General features: G+C 66.1%; 15 protein-coding genes. 6 read left to right on the plus strand and 9 right to left on the minus strand.

The window, feature by feature from the left end:
* Window positions 1-13: 13 nt before the first annotated feature.
* On the plus strand, window positions 14-898 hold the full coding sequence (locus V5F63_RS06985; RefSeq protein WP_209488358.1) for an MBL fold metallo-hydrolase: 885 nt from the start codon (window positions 14-16) through the stop codon (window positions 896-898).
* 26 nt (window positions 899-924) lie between these two features.
* Window positions 925-2,148 (plus strand): acetyl-CoA C-acetyltransferase, encoded by a 1,224-nt coding sequence (locus V5F63_RS06990; RefSeq protein WP_394102160.1) that lies wholly within the window; start codon window positions 925-927, stop codon window positions 2,146-2,148.
* Window positions 2,149-2,735: 587 nt separating this feature from the next.
* Here the strand turns inward: V5F63_RS06990 and maiA are convergent.
* The 5 genes from maiA to V5F63_RS07015 form a co-directional block, all read right to left on the minus strand.
* Window positions 2,736-3,371, minus strand: a complete 636-nt coding sequence (maiA, locus tag V5F63_RS06995) for a maleylacetoacetate isomerase (protein WP_394102159.1) — start codon at window positions 3,369-3,371, stop codon at window positions 2,736-2,738.
* Between the two features lie 7 nt (window positions 3,372-3,378).
* On the minus strand, window positions 3,379-4,698 hold the full coding sequence (gene fahA, locus V5F63_RS07000; RefSeq protein ID WP_209488361.1) for a fumarylacetoacetase: 1,320 nt from the start codon (window positions 4,696-4,698) through the stop codon (window positions 3,379-3,381).
* 67 nt (window positions 4,699-4,765) lie between these two features.
* On the minus strand, window positions 4,766-6,133 hold the full coding sequence (gene hmgA, locus V5F63_RS07005; protein WP_209488362.1) for a homogentisate 1,2-dioxygenase: 1,368 nt from the start codon (window positions 6,131-6,133) through the stop codon (window positions 4,766-4,768).
* A 28-nt stretch (window positions 6,134-6,161) separates the two neighbouring features.
* Window positions 6,162-7,394: an ABC transporter substrate-binding protein gene (locus V5F63_RS07010; protein ID WP_394102158.1), complete on the minus strand. Its 1,233-nt coding sequence runs from the start codon at window positions 7,392-7,394 to the stop codon at window positions 6,162-6,164.
* Between the two features lie 101 nt (window positions 7,395-7,495).
* Window positions 7,496-8,464 (minus strand): MBL fold metallo-hydrolase, encoded by a 969-nt coding sequence (locus V5F63_RS07015; protein ID WP_394102157.1) that lies wholly within the window; start codon window positions 8,462-8,464, stop codon window positions 7,496-7,498.
* A 200-nt stretch (window positions 8,465-8,664) separates the two neighbouring features.
* On the opposite strand from V5F63_RS07015, the gene V5F63_RS07020 reads away from it, so the two are divergent.
* On the plus strand, window positions 8,665-9,132 hold the full coding sequence (locus V5F63_RS07020; protein WP_209488364.1) for a MarR family winged helix-turn-helix transcriptional regulator: 468 nt from the start codon (window positions 8,665-8,667) through the stop codon (window positions 9,130-9,132).
* Between the two features lie 38 nt (window positions 9,133-9,170).
* Here V5F63_RS07020 and V5F63_RS07025 read toward each other — a convergent pair whose 3' ends face one another.
* A complete protein-coding gene (locus tag V5F63_RS07025) occupies window positions 9,171-9,635 on the minus strand; it encodes a MarR family winged helix-turn-helix transcriptional regulator (RefSeq protein WP_209488365.1) in 465 nt (154 codons plus the stop codon).
* Window positions 9,636-9,840: 205 nt separating this feature from the next.
* Between V5F63_RS07025 and V5F63_RS07030 the strand changes: the two genes are divergently transcribed.
* The 3 genes from V5F63_RS07030 (at window position 9,841) to V5F63_RS07040 (ending at window position 12,315) form a co-directional block, all read left to right on the plus strand.
* The gene (locus V5F63_RS07030) at window positions 9,841-10,380 is read left to right on the plus strand and encodes a VOC family protein (RefSeq protein WP_209488366.1); all 540 of its coding nucleotides are present in this window, start codon (window positions 9,841-9,843) and stop codon (window positions 10,378-10,380) included.
* Window positions 10,381-10,479: 99 nt separating this feature from the next.
* Complete coding sequence (locus tag V5F63_RS07035) at window positions 10,480-12,084, plus strand: FAD-dependent oxidoreductase (protein ID WP_394102170.1); 1,605 nt, start codon at window positions 10,480-10,482, stop codon at window positions 12,082-12,084.
* A gap of 9 nt (window positions 12,085-12,093) precedes the next feature.
* Window positions 12,094-12,315, plus strand: a complete 222-nt coding sequence (locus tag V5F63_RS07040; protein WP_209488367.1) for a DUF2783 domain-containing protein — start codon at window positions 12,094-12,096, stop codon at window positions 12,313-12,315.
* 203 nt (window positions 12,316-12,518) lie between these two features.
* Here V5F63_RS07040 and V5F63_RS07045 read toward each other — a convergent pair whose 3' ends face one another.
* From V5F63_RS07045 to V5F63_RS07055, 3 genes are all read right to left on the minus strand, one after another.
* Complete coding sequence (locus V5F63_RS07045; RefSeq protein WP_394102155.1) at window positions 12,519-12,671, minus strand: hypothetical protein; 153 nt, start codon at window positions 12,669-12,671, stop codon at window positions 12,519-12,521.
* A 63-nt stretch (window positions 12,672-12,734) separates the two neighbouring features.
* Window positions 12,735-14,093, minus strand: coding sequence for a tyrosine-type recombinase/integrase (locus tag V5F63_RS07050; protein WP_209488368.1), 1,359 nt, complete (start codon window positions 14,091-14,093; stop codon window positions 12,735-12,737).
* 684 nt (window positions 14,094-14,777) lie between these two features.
* A complete protein-coding gene (locus V5F63_RS07055) occupies window positions 14,778-15,758 on the minus strand; it encodes a LysR substrate-binding domain-containing protein (protein WP_209488369.1) in 981 nt (326 codons plus the stop codon).
* Window positions 15,759-15,805 lie beyond the last annotated feature (47 nt).

Raw genomic sequence — 15,805 nt, forward strand, 5'->3', positions numbered from 1 at the left:
GATCGAGGTTTCCATGATTCAGTCGCGCATGGTGGGGGAAGTCCGCGTCACCCGCCTTCTGGAATACGCCGCGCCCACCCATGATCCGGCCTTCCTGTTCCCGGACATGGCGCCGGGACTGCTGGCGGACAACGCGGGCTGGCTCGCCCCGCATCATTACGTGCCGCACATGAACCGGCTCATCGTCACCATCCAGCTCTGGATCGTGCATGCCGGCGGCAACGTCATCGTCATCGATACCGGTGTCGGCAACCGCAAGCCGCGGGCGGCGGCGCGCATGAACCAGCTCAACAGCCTCGTGCTGCCCTGGCTCGAAGCGGCGGGCGCCGCGCCCGACACAGTGACACACGTGGTCCACACCCACCTGCACAGCGACCATGTGGGCTGGAACACGGTGCTGTCCGCCGACGGACGGTGGACCCCCACCTTCCCCAATGCCCGGTACCTGCTGCCGAAGCTCGAATACGACCATTACATCGAGGCCCTCGCCAAGGCCTCAGACCCCATCATCGATGCCGCGTTTGACGACAGCGTGCGCCCGGTGGTGGAGGCCGGCCTTGCCGATTTCATTCCCGATCGTGGCGAGATCGCCGACGTGCTCTCCATCGAGGCCGCGCCGGGGCACTCCGTGGGCCACCAGACCTACCGCATCCGCTCGCGCGGCGAGGAAGGTCTGTTCAGCGGCGACGTGATGCACAGCCCGGCGCAGATCGTCGATCCCAAGCTCAACACGACCTACTGCGCGCTGCCCGAGGCGGCCCGGCGCACCCGCGCCGCACTGCTCGCGCGGGAGGCCGAGCGCGGCACGCTGGTGATGCCCATGCATTTCGGCGCGCCCCACTGCGGCTACATCCGCCGCCAGGGCGAGGGATACACCTTCGAACCGGCGACGTGGTGAGCCTTGCCGAGGATAAGAAAAGCCCCATGAGCCATCGCGATCCCGTTATCTGTGAGCCGCTGCGCACCCCAGTGGGTCGGTATGGCGGCATGTTCAAGGACGTGCCGGCGACCCGGCTGGCCGGTTGCGTCATCGAGGCTCTGATTGACCGGACGGGGATCGATCCCGCGCGGATCGACGACGTCCTCTTCGGCCAGTGCTATCCGAACGGGGAGGCTCCTGCCATTGGCCGCGTCGCCGCGCTTGACGCGGGGCTTCCCGTCACCGTGCCGGGTCTGCAGCTGGACCGCAGGTGCGGGTCCGGCCTGCAGGCTGTGCTTGATGCGGCGATGCGGGTTCAGACGGGAGCGTGCGACCTGGTCATTGCTGGCGGCGTCGAGAGCATGAGCCGGGCAGAGTATTACTCGGAAGATGTCCGCTGGGGCGCGAAGGGCCGCCCGAGCGCGCTGCACGATCGCCTCGCACGCGGCCGCGTGACGGCGGGCGGCGAGCGTTATCCCGTTCCGGGCGGCATGCTGGAGACTGCGGAAAATCTTCGCCGGGCCTACGGCATCGGACGCGAGGAGCAGGACGAACTGGCCCTCCAGTCGCACCGCCGGGCGGTGGCTGCGGCAGAAGATGGCCGCTTCGCCGAAGAGATCGTCCCGGTGACGATCCCCGGGCGCGGCGGGAAGTCTCCCGTGGAAATCCAACGAGACGAGCATCCCCGTGCGGACGCCAGTCTCGCCTCTCTTGCGGAATTGCGGCCTATCAGGAGCGCCCAGGATCCGGCCGCGACCGTCACTGCCGGCAACGCCAGCGGGCAGAATGATGGAGCCGCGGCCTGCCTTGTCACCACACGGGCCATGGCCGACACGTTGGGCCTGAAGCCACTCGCCCGTCTGGTGGGCTGGGCGGCGGCGGGTGTCGCTCCGAACGTGATGGGGATCGGACCAGTACCGGCGACCGAGAAGGTGTTGTCCCGGGCCGGGCTAACGCTGGCCGACATGGACCTCATCGAGCTCAACGAGGCATTCGCGGCGCAGGTTCTGGCCTGCACGCGCGAGTGGCGCTTCGGCTCAGTCGACATGGAGCGGCTCAACGTGAACGGCTCCGGCATTTCCCTTGGCCATCCAGTGGGAGCGACCGGCGTGCGCATCCTCGCCACCCTCCTTCGCGAGATGGACCGCCGGGGTGTGCGCTACGGGCTCGAAACCATGTGCATCGGCGGAGGGCAGGGCCTTGCCGCGATTTTCGAGCGCATCGGTTAGCGGGGGCAATGACCAGTGCCCCTTCGCCAGCGATCTGGCGGTCGCGACGATGTCCTCCTGCGATCCGGGACTGCGGCGCGTGGTGCTCCGACCCGATCGGCGACGGAGGTGAACTATAGACTGCTATGCGGGACTGGATGTGTCGCTCGAGGCGACGCACGTTTGCGTGGTGAATGGCGAGGGCAAGGTCATTCGGGAAGGGATATTGCCCTTTGATCCGGATGCCATCGAGCTGTTCCTGGCCGAAATGCAGGCCTTTTCGGCACTCTGCTGGAAGAGGTTTCGGGGCGGCGGATCATTGAGATCCGGCAGAACATCAAGGCTGTTGGCGTACCAATGCGCGTCGCCGGACCCTTGAAGGCCGAGACCGGGGCTCCCGCCCTTGCTCCGGGCTTTCGGCATCCTTTGAATGAGGCGATCCCAGAGAAGGGGGGCCACAGGCAACAGAGCTCCGGCCTCAGCAGGCTATTCATTCAAGATGCGGACCGTTACACAGCGTCCCTTCGAGACACCGTCTCCCTTAATCAGCATGGCAACCTCGGTAGAACCGGTTCGGGCCTATGAAGCGGGATTTCGCTTGCGCCCTTTCACTCAGCGTCGGGCTGGCTGGCGGGATGAGCGGCGGCGAAGGCGGGGTGGGTCGCCGCTAGGGCCTCCACGCGCAGGATGCGGGGAAAGGTCTCCAGCGGAACGTCGAAGCGCCGGGCGGAATAGAGTTGTGGGATCAGGAAGACGTCCGCCAGCCCCGGCGCGGGGCCGAAGCAATAGCCCTCGTCGCCGATCAGCGCCTCCACCGCGCGGAAGCCGTCCGTGACCCAGCGGGCGATCCAGGCGGAGACGGCCGCCTCGTCCTGGTCGAGGGCCTGGCGCAAATAGGCGAGCTGGGAGGAGTTGTTGGGCGGGTGGATGTCGCAGCCGATGATGGCCGCCACGGACCGCACCTTGGCCCGCGCCACCGCATCCGTCGGCAGCAGGGGCGGGGCGGGATGGGTCTCTTCCAGATAGTCGAGGATGGCGGGGGACTGGATGAGCACCGTCCCGTCGGCGAGTTCCAGCGCCGGCACCCGCTCCTGCGGATTGAGGGCGCGATAGGCGGGGGCATGCTGCTCCCCGCCGTTGCGCACCAGATGCACCGGCACCTGCTCCACAGCGATCCCCTTCAGCGCCAGCGCGATGCGCACCCGGTAGGCCGCCGAGGAGCGCCAGTAGGTGAAGAGCCGCACGGCCGCCTCACACCGCCGGGGCGGGCAGGATGGTGCCGCGGCACGCGCCGAAGCCGATGGAGGCGAAGCCGTCGCGGGTCGCCCGGCCCTGGATGATGAGGGTGTCGCCATCCTCCAGGAACCGCCGCTCCTCCCCTGAGGCGAGGGTGAGCGGCGCCCTGCCACCCTGCGTCAGCTCCAGCAGGCTGCCGAAGCTGTCCGGCGTCGGGCCGGAGATGGTGCCGGTGCCCAGTAGATCGCCGGGATTGAGATTGCAGCCGCCGGAGGCGTGGTGCGCCACCAGTTGGGCGAAGGTCCAGTAGAGGTCGCGCGACGAACCGCGGGAAAGCAGGTGTGGCGCCAGCCCCTGCGCCCGCATGGCCGGCGTCTCGATGAGCACGTCGAGGGTAAGGTCGAGGGCGCCGGTCGACTGGTCGTCCGCGTCCATCAGATAGGCAAGCGGAGCGGGGTCTCCCTCCGGGCGCGGGGGCTGGGCGATGCGGAAGGGGGCGAGCGCCTCGGGCATCACCACCCAGGGCGAGAGGGTGGTGGCGAAGTTCTTGGCGAGGAAGGGGCCGAGGGGCTGATATTCCCAGCCCTGGATGTCGCGCGCCGACCAGTCGTTCAGCAGGCAGAAGCCGGCGATGTGGCCGGCCGCCGCGCCGATGGGGATGGGCTCGCCCAGTGCATTGCCGGCGCCGATGAACACGCCCAGCTCCAGCTCGTAGTCGAGATTGCGGGAGGGACCGAAGCTGGGCTCCGCTTCCTCCGCCCGCTTGCGCTGGCCGTTGGGCCGCCGCACCGAACCCGCCGACACGCCGATGGAGGAGGCGCGGCCGTGATAGCCGATGGGCACGTATTTGTAGTTGGGCAGGAGCGGATTGTCCGGCCGGAACAGCTTGCCCACGTTGGTGGCGTGGCTGATACCGGCATAGAAATCCGTATAGTCGCCGATGGCGGCGGGCAGGTGCATCCTGCAGTCCGCCGCGTGGTGGAGCAGCGCGCCGGCATGACGCTCCACGGTCGCATGCTCCTGCCCGGCGGCGTCGAGCAGGTCCACCAGCCGCGCGCGCAGCGCCCGCCGGGGCTCGGCGCCCAAGGCGAAGAAGGCGTTGAGCGTCGGTCCCGACGCCGCCTGCGCCGCGTCCGACGCGGCGCCCGCGAACAGGCCGAGGGCGAGCGCCGCGCCGAGGTCCAGGATCTCTTCGCCGATGGCGACGCCGCCGCGCGGCGCCCCGCCGTTCGGGCTGAAGATGCCGAAGGGGAGGTTCTGAATCGGGAAATCGGCATGGCCGTTGGCGGAGGTCACCCAGCTTTGGCGGGCGGGATCATGGGTCGCGTCGATCATGGGACATCCGGAAAGCGGGAACGGCGGGGCCTGCGCGGACTTCGGGGGAGGCGGCGTCAGGCGGGTGCTACCACGCCGCGCGGCGGTTGGGGGCGAAGCGCTTCTTCAGGCCGGCCCAGCAGTCCACATAGTCGGCCTGCAGTTGTGGCACGCCGGCCGCATAGGCGGTGACGCGCTGGGGCAGGCGGGTCTCGAACATGAAGGCCATGGTGTTTTCCAGCTTCACCGGCGTCTGCGGGCCGGTGGAGGCGTGCTCGAAGGCGGCGGTGTCCGGGCCGTGGGGCAGCATCAGATTGTGCAGGGAGAAGCCGCCCGGCTCGAACCCCTCGGGCTTGGCATCGTAGACGCCGAAGATGAGGCCCATGAATTCGGACATGATGTTGCGATGATACCACGGCGGGCGGAAGGTGTTCTCCGCCACCATCCAGCGTTCGGGAAAGAGCACGAAGTCGATGTTCGCCGTGCCCGGCGTGCCCGAGGGCGAGGTTAGCACGGTGAAGATGGACGGGTCCGGGTGATCGAACAGCAGCGCCCCCACGGGCGAGAAGGCGCGCAGATCATATTTCCACGGCGCGTAATTGCCGTGCCAGGCCACCACGTCGAGGGGCGACTGGCCGATCTCGGCCATATGCAGCTCCCCGCCCCATTTCACATAGAGGCGGGAGGGCTCCTCCTTGTCCTCATAGGCGGCGACGGGGGTGAGGAAATCGCGCGGGTTGGCGAGGCAATTGGCGCCGATGGGGCCGCGATCCGGCAGAGTGAAGGTCGCGCCGTAATTCTCGCAGACATAGGCACGGGCGGGCCCGTCAGTCAGCTCCACCTTGAAGATCACGCCGCGCTGGATGAGGCAGATCTCCCCTGGCGCGATGTCGATGACGCCGAATTCGGTGCGAAAGCGCAGAGCACCCTGCTGCGCGACCACAAGCAACTCGCCGTCCGCATTGAAGAAATAGTCGTTCTCCATGGACGCAGTGACGAACGCCATGTGCGCCGCCATCCCACCCTGGCTGTCCGCGTCCCCCGCCGTGGTGAGGGTGGCAAGGCCGCTCAGGAAGGTACGCTTCTCCTGCGGCAGGGGGATGGCGCTCCAGCGATACTGCCCGAGCGCGAGCTCGCTCTCGTCCCGCGCCATGGGGGCGGTGCGCACCAGGCCCTTGTCCACCCGCCGGTAGCGGCCGGAATGCTTCACCGTGGGGCGGATGCGATAGAGCCAGGAGCGTTCGTTCACCGCCTGCGGTGCGGTGAAGGGCGAGCCGGAAAGCTGCTCCGCGTAGAGGCCGAAATTGACCTTCTGCGGCGAGTTGCGGCCCACCGGCAGTGCGCCCTCGATGGCTTCCGTCTCGAACGCATTGCCGAAGCCGGACATGTAGCCGGGCGCGCGCACGCTGGACCGCACGGCCGGGCCTTGAAAGGCCGCATAAGGCTGGATCGTCATCTGGACCTCCGGGGTGTCAGGCGCGCCGTCAGGATTTGCCCAGCGGACAGCCGGTCTCGCCGGGGCGGAAGACTTCGCTCGCGGGCAGGGTGGTGACGGGCTTGTAGAAGTCCCATGGGCCCTTGCTCTCGGCGGGGCTCTTCACCTCGTACAGGGTGAGGTCGTAGAGCACGCGGCCATCGGGGCGGATGCTGGCGGCGTGGCCGAAATAGTCCACCGGAAGGTCGCGCATCTGCGCATTCACCTTGCCCGCGTCGTCGGATCCGGCCGCGGCCACGGCCTTCAGATAATGCTTCACCGAGGCATAGACCGAGGCCTGCTGCTTGGTGGGCATGCGGCCCACCTTCGCCTCGAAGCGCCTGGCGAAGGCCCGGGCCTCGTCGTTCTGGTCCCAGTAGAAGCCGGTGGAGACCAGAAGCCCCTTGGCCAGCGGCAGGCCCATGGCCTTGATGTCGGTGAGGAACACGAGGAAGCCCGCGAGCTTCTGGCCACCGGAGGTGATGCCGAATTCCGCCGCCTGCTTCACTGCGTTGCTGGTGTCGCCGCCCACGTTGGTCAGGCCGATCACCTGCGCCTTGGACGCCTGCGCCTGAAGCAGGAAGGAGGAGAGGTCCGGCGCGCCGAGGGGATGGCGCGCGCTGCCGAGAACCTTGCCACCGGCGGAGGCCACCGCGGCCGCCGCGTCCCGCTCCATGGCGTGGCCGAACGAATAATCGACCGTGATGAAATACCAGCTCTTGCCATTGGCGAGCGCCGTCACCGCCTTGCCGGTGGCGTTGGCCAGCGCATAGGTGTCGTCCGCCCAATGGGTGGAATAGGGCGAGCAGGCCTTGCCGGTCAGTTCGGAGACGGCGGCGCCGGAGATCAGCAGCGTCTTTTTCTTCTCGCGGGCGATCTCCTGCGCGGCCAGGGCGACGGAGCTGACGGGCAGGTCGGCCACCGCATCCACGCCGCCCTCGTCGAACCACTTCCGCAGGGTGGCGCCGCCCACGTCCGCCTTGTTCTGGTGGTCGCCGGAGATGATCTCCACCGGCACGCCGGCGACCTTGCCGCCGAAATCCTCGGCGGCGAGCTCCGCGGCCACCACCGAGCCCCGCCCGCCGATGTCCGCGAACTGTCCGCCCATGTCGCCGAGCACGCCGATGCGCACCACATTGTCCGACATCTGCGCCCGCGCAGCCACCGGCCCGAAGGCGGTGGCGGCGACCGCCAGAGCGGCAAGCGCCGTGCGTGATGTCAGCACATGACCCAGAAGCTGCATGTTGTCCTCCCGAAGGCGTGCGCCGTTGTTCCTGCGACGCTGCGCCGGTTGCAAAGTCTGCGCGTGGTTTGGGTTCAGCAGTCCGGCCGCGGCCGGTGCGGTCAGTCCTCCAGGGCCTGCCACATCTCCATGTCGCGCGCCGCGGTCCAGATGCGCGGGTTGTCGATGCCCTGCGCCTCGTCATAGGCGCGGGCGATATCGAACGGCATGCAATGCTCGAAGATCACCCAGTGGCCGTACCTGGGGCGCATCTGGCGCATGGCTTCGGCATAGACGGTCTTCAGGTCATGCCCAGCCTGCACGCCCGCCTCGGCGATGGCGAAGGCATCGCGCAGGAAGGCCCGGGTCTCGTCCAGCCCGGCCTTGATCTGATCCGGCGTCACCAGCGCCTCGCCGCGTCCCGGCACCAGCTTCTGCGCGCCGAGGGTCTCCAGCCGGTCGAGCGTCTGCGGCCAGTCCCGGAAATGGGCGTCGCCGCAATAGGGGGTGGCGCCGTATTCCACGAGGTCGCCGGCGAACAGAACCTTCTCCTTCGGCAGCCAGGCGATGGTGTCGCCACGGGTGTGGCCGCGGCCGGCATGGATGATGCGCACCTCCCGCGAGCCCAGCCACAGGGTCATTTCCTGGTGGAAGGTCATGGTCGGCCAGGTCAGGCCGGGAATGGTGTCCTGTGCCCGGAACAGGCGGGGAAAGCGCTGGATCTCGGACGCCATATCCTGCGCGCCGCGCTCCACGATCATGTCGCGGGTGACGTCGGAGGCGATGACGTTGATGCGCTCCTCGAAGCCGGCGGCGCCCAGCACCCGCACAGCGTGGTAATGGGTGAGCAGCACGTGGCGGATGGGCTTGTCGGTGACGGCGCGGATGCGGGCCACCAGCTCCTTCGCCATCACCGGCGTCGCGCGCGCATCGATGATGAGCACGCTGTCGTCGCCGATGATGACGCCGGAATTGGGATCGCCCTCGGCGGTGAGGGCGAACACGCCGTCCGCCAACTCGGTGAAGATTTCCTTCTTCTCGGCGAGGTCGCCCTGGCTGGCGAAGGTCTTTGTGGCGGCGGCGGTGGTCACGCGGCGGTCCTCCCTTGAGAGGGCGCCGGACGGACGAGCGGGCCCGATATCGGACCCGCCGAAATCCTCCCGCGCGCTTCCCTCATCCCCGGCTGTTTGATATAGCGCAATTGGTTGCGACTGAGACGATGTTATGCAGTTGCAACTGCAACAGTCAAGGGCCCCGCAGGGCCGGCGTCTCACGTTACGGGTCCATGGCCATGTCGAAGCGCAAGGTTGAAAAGCTCAACCTCCTGAAATTCGTGCCGTTTCGCCTCAATCGGCTGGCGGCGGAATTCTCCACCGCGCTCGCGGCCGAATACATGGCGCGCTACAAGATCGACATTCCCGAGTGGCGGGTTCTGGCCACCCTCGGCCTGCACGATGCGCCGCGCAGCGCGCAATACGTGGTCCGCTGCACACGCACCCACAAATCGCGCATCAGCCGGGCGGTGAGCGCGCTGGCGGAAATGGGCTATGTGGCGCGCCTCGACAGCGCCGAGGACCGCCGCGAGGTGATGCTGGAGCTGACCCCGCAGGGCCGCGCCATCTATGGCGAACTTGTGCCGCTGCTGCTGAAGCGCGAGGAGGCCATCCTCTCCTGCCTCACGGCGGAGGAACAGGCCCAGCTCGACCACCTCATGGACAAGCTGGAAAAGAGCTTCGACCTGGTGCAGTGCGCGGACTGACGGGCCGAGCGACGGTCCGCCCCTGCGGCGCTTGAGCCTCACCCCCGCTCGACGAGCGACTGGGCGCGGGCGAGCACCTTGTCCATGGCCCGCTCCAGCACCTCCCGCTCCTCCGCATCGAGGTCTTGCAGCAGATCCTGTTCCCGCGCCTGCGCGAGGGGCACGATCTTGCGGAACAGGGTCCGGCCCGCGGGCGTGAGGGTGAGGATCTTGGCGCGCCGGTCGGCATCGTCGGCGGCGCGGGTGATGAGGTCGGCCTCCTCCAGCCGGGCGACGGCGCGGCTCACCTGCATCTTGTCGAGGGTGGAATAGGCGCTGATGTCCTTCGCGGCCATGGCGCCGTTGGCGCCGAGGGCGGCCAGCACCCGCCATTCGGCGCGGCTGATGCCGAAGCGATCCGCATAGAGCTGCGCCACCGCCATGGACACCCGTTCCGCCAGCACCGCGAGGCGATAGGGGAAGAAGGCGCCGAGCGCGAACGGCACGCCTTCGTGTTTCGCCATTCCGCGTGCCTCCAGCCTCGTTGATAACGTTGGTGACTTATAAACCACCGCAGTGCGCTTCGGCCAGCGGGAGCCGTTCGGCGAGATGATGGGTTCGCTCGGATGGAATCGTCTCATCTGCAACGAATTTCACTTGCGCCATATAGTAACGTTTGTTACTTATTGTGCCGGCCCCATACAGCCCAACAACGAACGGGAGGACGACATGCTCGTCGAGAAGATCCATCACGTCGCCTATCGCTGCCGGGATGCGAAGGAGACTGTCGATTTCTACCGGGACATTCTGGACATGGAGCTGGTCGGCGCCATCGCCGAGGACAAGGTGCCTTCCACCAAGGCGCCCGATCCCTACATGCACATCTTTCTCGATGCGGGTGCCGGCAGCATCCTCGCCTTCTTCGAATTGCCGAACTCCCCGCCCCAGGGGCGCGACCCCAACACCCCCGAATGGGTGCAGCACATCGCCTTCCAGGTGGGGAGCATCGATGCTCTGGAGCAGGTGAAGGCGAAGGCTGAGGCCGCCGGCATCGAAGTCGTCGGCCCCACCGACCACGACATCTTCAAGTCCATCTATTTCTTTGATCCCTCCGGCCACCGCCTGGAGCTTGCCGCCTGGACCACCACGCCCGAGGTGCTGGCGCGGCTGAAGGCGGTGGCGCCCGCGATGATCGCGGAATGGGCCGAGACCAAGACGCCGCCGCGCCACGCCGCCTGGCTGCACGAGAAGGAATTCGGCGCGCACTGACGCGCGCCCCGCCCCGCCCCACGGGGCAGCGCAGGACGACGAGAGGCCGCAAAGGCCCGGATCCATTTTGAGGAAATGTTCGGGAGACCGGCTCCGATGATGAGCACCTATAGCTATCCGAAGTTCGCCTACCGCATCTCGGCCGAGCAGCAAGCCGGCCGGCTCGCGCGCCATCCGGTGGTGGTGATTGGTGCCGGCCCGGTGGGCCTCACAGCCGCCCTCGATTTCGCCAGCCGCGGCATTCCCACCGTGGTGCTGGACGACAACGACACCGTCTCCATCGGCTCGCGGGCCGTGTGCTACGCCAAGCGCCCGCTGGAGATCTGGGACCGGCTCGGCTGCGCCGCGGCCATGGTCGAGAAGGGCATCTCCTGGCGGATCGGCAAGGTCTTCTTCGAGGAAGACCTGCGCTACCAGTTCGATCTTCTCCCCGAGCCGGACCACAAGATGCCGGCCATGATCAATCTCCAGCAATATTACCTCGAGGAATATCTGGTGGAGACCTGCGCGGCCTCGCCCCTTGTGGACCTGCGCTGGAAGCACAAGCTCATCTCCCTCCACCAGGACGCCGATGTGGCCACGCTGACGGTGGAGACGCCGGACGGCGTGTTCACCCTGGAAGCCGAATGGGTGGTGGCCTGCGACGGCGCCAATTCCGACACCCGCCGCATGGTGGGCGCCGAATTCACCGGGCAGGCCTTCATGGACCGCTTCCTCATCGCCGATGTGGTTATGAAGGCGGAATTCCCCACCGAGCGCTGGTTCTGGTTCGATCCGCCCTTCCATCGCAACCAGTCGGTCCTGCTGCACCGGCAGGCGGACGATGTATGGCGCATCGACTTCCAGCTCGGCTGGGAGGCCGATCCGGTGGAGGAGAAGAAGCCGGAGAACATCATTCGCCGCGTGAAGGCCATGCTGGGGCCGCAGGCGGACTTCGAGCTGGAGTGGGCTTCGGTCTACCAGTTCGCCTGCCGGCGCATCGACAAGTTCCGCTATGGCCGCGTGATCTTCGCCGGCGATGCCGCCCACCAGGTCTCGCCCTTCGGCGCGCGGGGCGCCAATTCGGGCGTTCAGGACGTGGATAATCTCGGCTGGAAGCTGAAGCTGGTGCTGGACGGCCTCGCCCCCGAGCGCCTCCTCGACACCTATCACGACGAGCGGGCGCTGGCGGCGGACGACAATATCGCCCATTCCACCCGCTCCACCGACTTCATCACCCCCAAGACCGCCATGAGCCGGCGCTTTCGCAATGCCGTGCTGGAGCTTGCGGGCGCGCACCCCTTCGCCCGGCCGCTGATGAATTCCGGCCGGCTCTCTATGCCGACGCCCTATCTCCATTCCGTGCTGAACACGCCGGACGCGGACGCCTTCGCCGGCCTCATGCTGCCGGGAACCGCCTGCGCCGATGCGCCGGTGGAGGTGGACGGGCGCGCTGGCTGGCTGCTGCCGCTGCTGGGCCAGGGCTTCACGGTGCTCACCTTCGGCGAGGCGCCGGTGTCCGCGATCGAGGCCGGGGCCATTCGCGCGGGCGTGCTCCGGGTCGGCCATGACCTTCTGGATGTGAAGGGGCTGCTCGCCGACCGCTACGATGCGGCTCCCGGCACCACCTATCTGATCCGGCCGGACCAGCATGTCGCGGCGCGCTGGCGCACCTTCGACCCCGAGAAGATCACGGCGGCCCTGCGCCGCGCCATTGCCGCCTGAGGAGCACCCATGCTGGATCACACCACCCGCGCCGGCCACGGCGGGCCCCGCCTCGTCCTCACCCCCAACATTCCCGACCCGGACGGCTTCTATGAGGAGCTGATTGAGCGCCAGCGCCACCTCACGGAGGAGGAGGCGCAGGACATGAATTGCCGCCTCATCCTCATCCTCGCCAACCATATCGGCGTGCGGACAGTGCTGAGCGAAGCCCTGACGGCGGCGACGGCGTAGGTTAATCCCTGCAGACGAGATCCTCTGCCGTGGAATGTGAACCGGCATAGGTCTCGCGGCGTCGACGGTAAGCCGGCCCGCCGTCATGACGCCAGCATCAGCACCGTCAATAGTCCTGGTGGCGGCGAGACTGCTGTCGAGGGCAATGCGATGATTTCCCTCGACAGCTCCCGTCTGTCCATCCCGCTTTGCTCGGTGCATGATCACGCCGAGGAACGTGCGGAATTCAGGGCGCCATCCGAGATGACGATCAATCGTAGCCGCTTGCCGCCTAAAGTGGAGATGTCCGGGCGGCGAGAGATGGCGGGCTTCTCATTCTCCATCATGATGCGCATTCGGGCGATTTGGTCAGTCACGCCGCCATGCTCACGGGCGCCCTATCGATTGTCCAGTCCAGGGCATAGGGAAGCTATCCGGCCTCATGCGGCGACATGCTCGCATTCAGCATGTTCCGCCTCCTCATCGCCGGCCACCCTGCGGAGAAACCGGGCCAACGCTGCTTTCCGGGAGCCGCGATCGAGCGCATAGGCGGTCTGTTTGAACTCAATTCCGTCGAGAAGTCCCTGGATGTAGCCGGAGATGGTGTCTGCGGCCATGATCAGAGCTGTGTCGAGCGTATGGATGTAGTTGCTGGTGACCGATCCCTTCGCATGGCCGACCAGGGCGGCGATGGTGACCTCGGTGAAACCGAGATCGTTCGCAACGCTGGCGAAGCTGTGGCGGAGGATGTGAGGGGTGACATCGGCTAAGGGCGAGTTGGCGAAGATCTTCCTCCAGTGATTGGGGAAGCTGCCGAATGCGCTCTCGCCGCTCCGGCCGGGGAAGACGTAATCTCCGATCGCCTCTTTCCGACGCTTCTCCAGATATTCCACCACGGGCAGCCCGATGGGCCGAACGGAGCTTCCCTCCTTGCTGTCGGTCAGACGGAGACAGCTCGAATTCGTATCGACTTCTGTCCATCGCAGCGTGACCATCTCCATGCGACGGCACCCGGTTTGGGCGATCTGGCGGATGATCTCGACCGACATCCGGTAGTTCTCGTTCTTGGAAGCCGTCTTGAGCAGGTCGCCGAGGACGCGATATTCGGCTTCGCTCAGCCGCCGGGCTCGGACATTGTCCTTCGGCCGCCGCACACCGTGCGCCGGATTCGTCTCGATGATCCCGGCTTCGACCGCATAAGTGAGGATTCCGCCAAGCAGGCCGATTGTACGCGTGGCAGTGCCGGCACCGCCTTTCACGATGGACTTGCCGCGCAGGTCCTTCGTTTTGACGGTGAGGCGCGTCTTCCCCGCCATGATGTCCTTCATGGCCTTCGTGATGTCTGCTTTCGTAAGGTCCCTGACGCGACGCGAGCCGAGGAGGGGAACGATATGACGGTGGATGCGGCCAAGATCAGAGGCGATCGTGCTGTGCTTCTTGGGGCGCCCACCCTTTCCGAGGATCAGCCCTCCTTGCAGGTCAGTCAGATAGAGATCGCAGAGTTCTTTGACCGTAAGCGCTTTGCGATCCAGCAGCCGCTCTTCGGCCGGGTCGTCGCCTTGCGCGATCCGGCCCAATTGCGCCTTGGCTTCCTGGCGCGCGCGTTCCGGCGTCCACACTCCGTGCAGCCCGATCGTGAACCGGCGCGATCGGCCAGCCGACCGATACTGCAGGACGTAGCTTCGCTTTCCGGACGTGAAAACCCGGAGGCCAAAGCCAGGGAGCTCATCGTCCCAGATCACGTAATCCTTGGCGCCGGCTTCCGCGGCATCGACGGTCCTTTTGGTGAGCTTAGCCATGGGGTTTCTCCGCCCTGATCGCTTCGTCTCGCGTGAGCGCCAGTAAGCAGCAGGAAGAAAGTGGTGGCGGAGAGAAGGATAGTCTCGGCTAGGGTGCGCTACACAATATTTTTCAGTAACAGTATGATATCGCATTTCTTCGCGCTCCATCGTAAATTCGACGGAGCTACTAGTAGTCCCTCCGAAGGCGGAGGCCGCACGTTGCAATCGTGTCTGGTGCGCCATCGCAATTAGAAGTTGCTTTGGTATTTGCGCGGAAGTCGCGCTTTTCCATCCTGTCGCTGGAAGCCCATCGACCGCCTTGGCAAGACCGGGGCGCGGCTCCCGCCTGGATCTGAATCTCGCCTTCTCCAAAATTCGACGGTCTATGAGACGCTCGGCTGGGCGACCATGCTTCCACAGCGTTGGGGTCAATGCCCCAGACAGGGGTCAATATTCGGCGCCGATATGGGGTCAGGTTTCCGTGCCGATTGACACTCCGCCGCCGGGCGGTGGCTCATCCCGCCCGCCACCGCGGCAAGAACACGGACCCGAAGATCAAACGACAGAGCCTTCACCATCCCTGCCGGCCTCCTCCTCCGGCAGGCAGCTTGAATCAGTTCCGGCGTGATCTGGAAAACTCTGCTGATTCATGATGATCGGCTTCGCTCTACATGAATAACCGCGGCATTTTCATCGCGGGGCTTACTCGGCTGCGGCTTGCGAGGTGACGTTGGTATCGTCGAGGGGCTCCACAAGTGAGACACCCTGCCATTTTCCAGTCGTCACGAGAATATTCACTGTATCGTGCAGTTCAAGTGCGACGGCCGACGCCGCTGGAGACAATAGGTCCCTAGATATCGAGTAGAGATAGTTTCGGCGATTGAGTGTCGCATCGGCGATGCGTATAGCGCGCCAGTTTCGGCCATGCTCGCCTTCATGATGCAGCGCAGACATCGGCTTAATGGTGACGCCCATGCCGTCATAGACGCATTTCATCAGGAGTGTGAGCGAGTCGATCTCAGCGACGACATGCGGGGTGAGATCGCGGCGATCGAATTCCGCAACGATGCGGCGCCGCAGTCCGTGTGTGCCGGTCGGCAGAATGAGCGGCAATTTGGCGACATCATTGACCGAGATACTGACCTGGTCTTCCGGCACATGGCTGCTGTGCCGCGGCAAAAGAAGAAATAACTCCTCATCCAGCAACGGAATCGCATCGAGCTTCGACGAAACGTCGCTTGTGAAAAGAATCGCAAGATCAAGCTGTCCGAGCCGCATCATCTGCGCGATATGCCCGCTCATGCCCTCAACCACATTGAGCAGGACGCCCGGGTACTTTTCATGGATGCACCGCATCAGCGGCAGGCCCAGAGCAACCAGTGTTGTCGATGGAAGTCCGAGCGAGACCATGCCGCGGACCGCACCTGTGTCCTGGCGCGCAATCGACAGGGCCTGGTCAAGCTGGCGCAACATGAAGCGCGCGTGGTGATAGAGCGCGAGCCCGTTTTCGGTTGGGGTGACGCCGCGCGCGGAGCGAATCAGCAGCGGCTTGCCGACTTCATCCTCCAGCTTGGCAAGCTGCTGGCTTAGCGCTGGCTGAGCCACGAACAGGCAACGCGATGCCTTTGACAGGCTGCCGCTTTCGACGATCTGGGCAAAGTACCGCAGCTGGCGCAGATCCATGGGGCACCGGGCATATGAGGAGTTTGGCCAAGGGATATAGGTGCTGC

Origin of the sequence: Xanthobacter wiegelii (genome assembly GCF_043193855.2) — a bacterium.
Lineage (GTDB): Bacteria > Pseudomonadota > Alphaproteobacteria > Rhizobiales > Xanthobacteraceae > Xanthobacter > Xanthobacter flavus_A.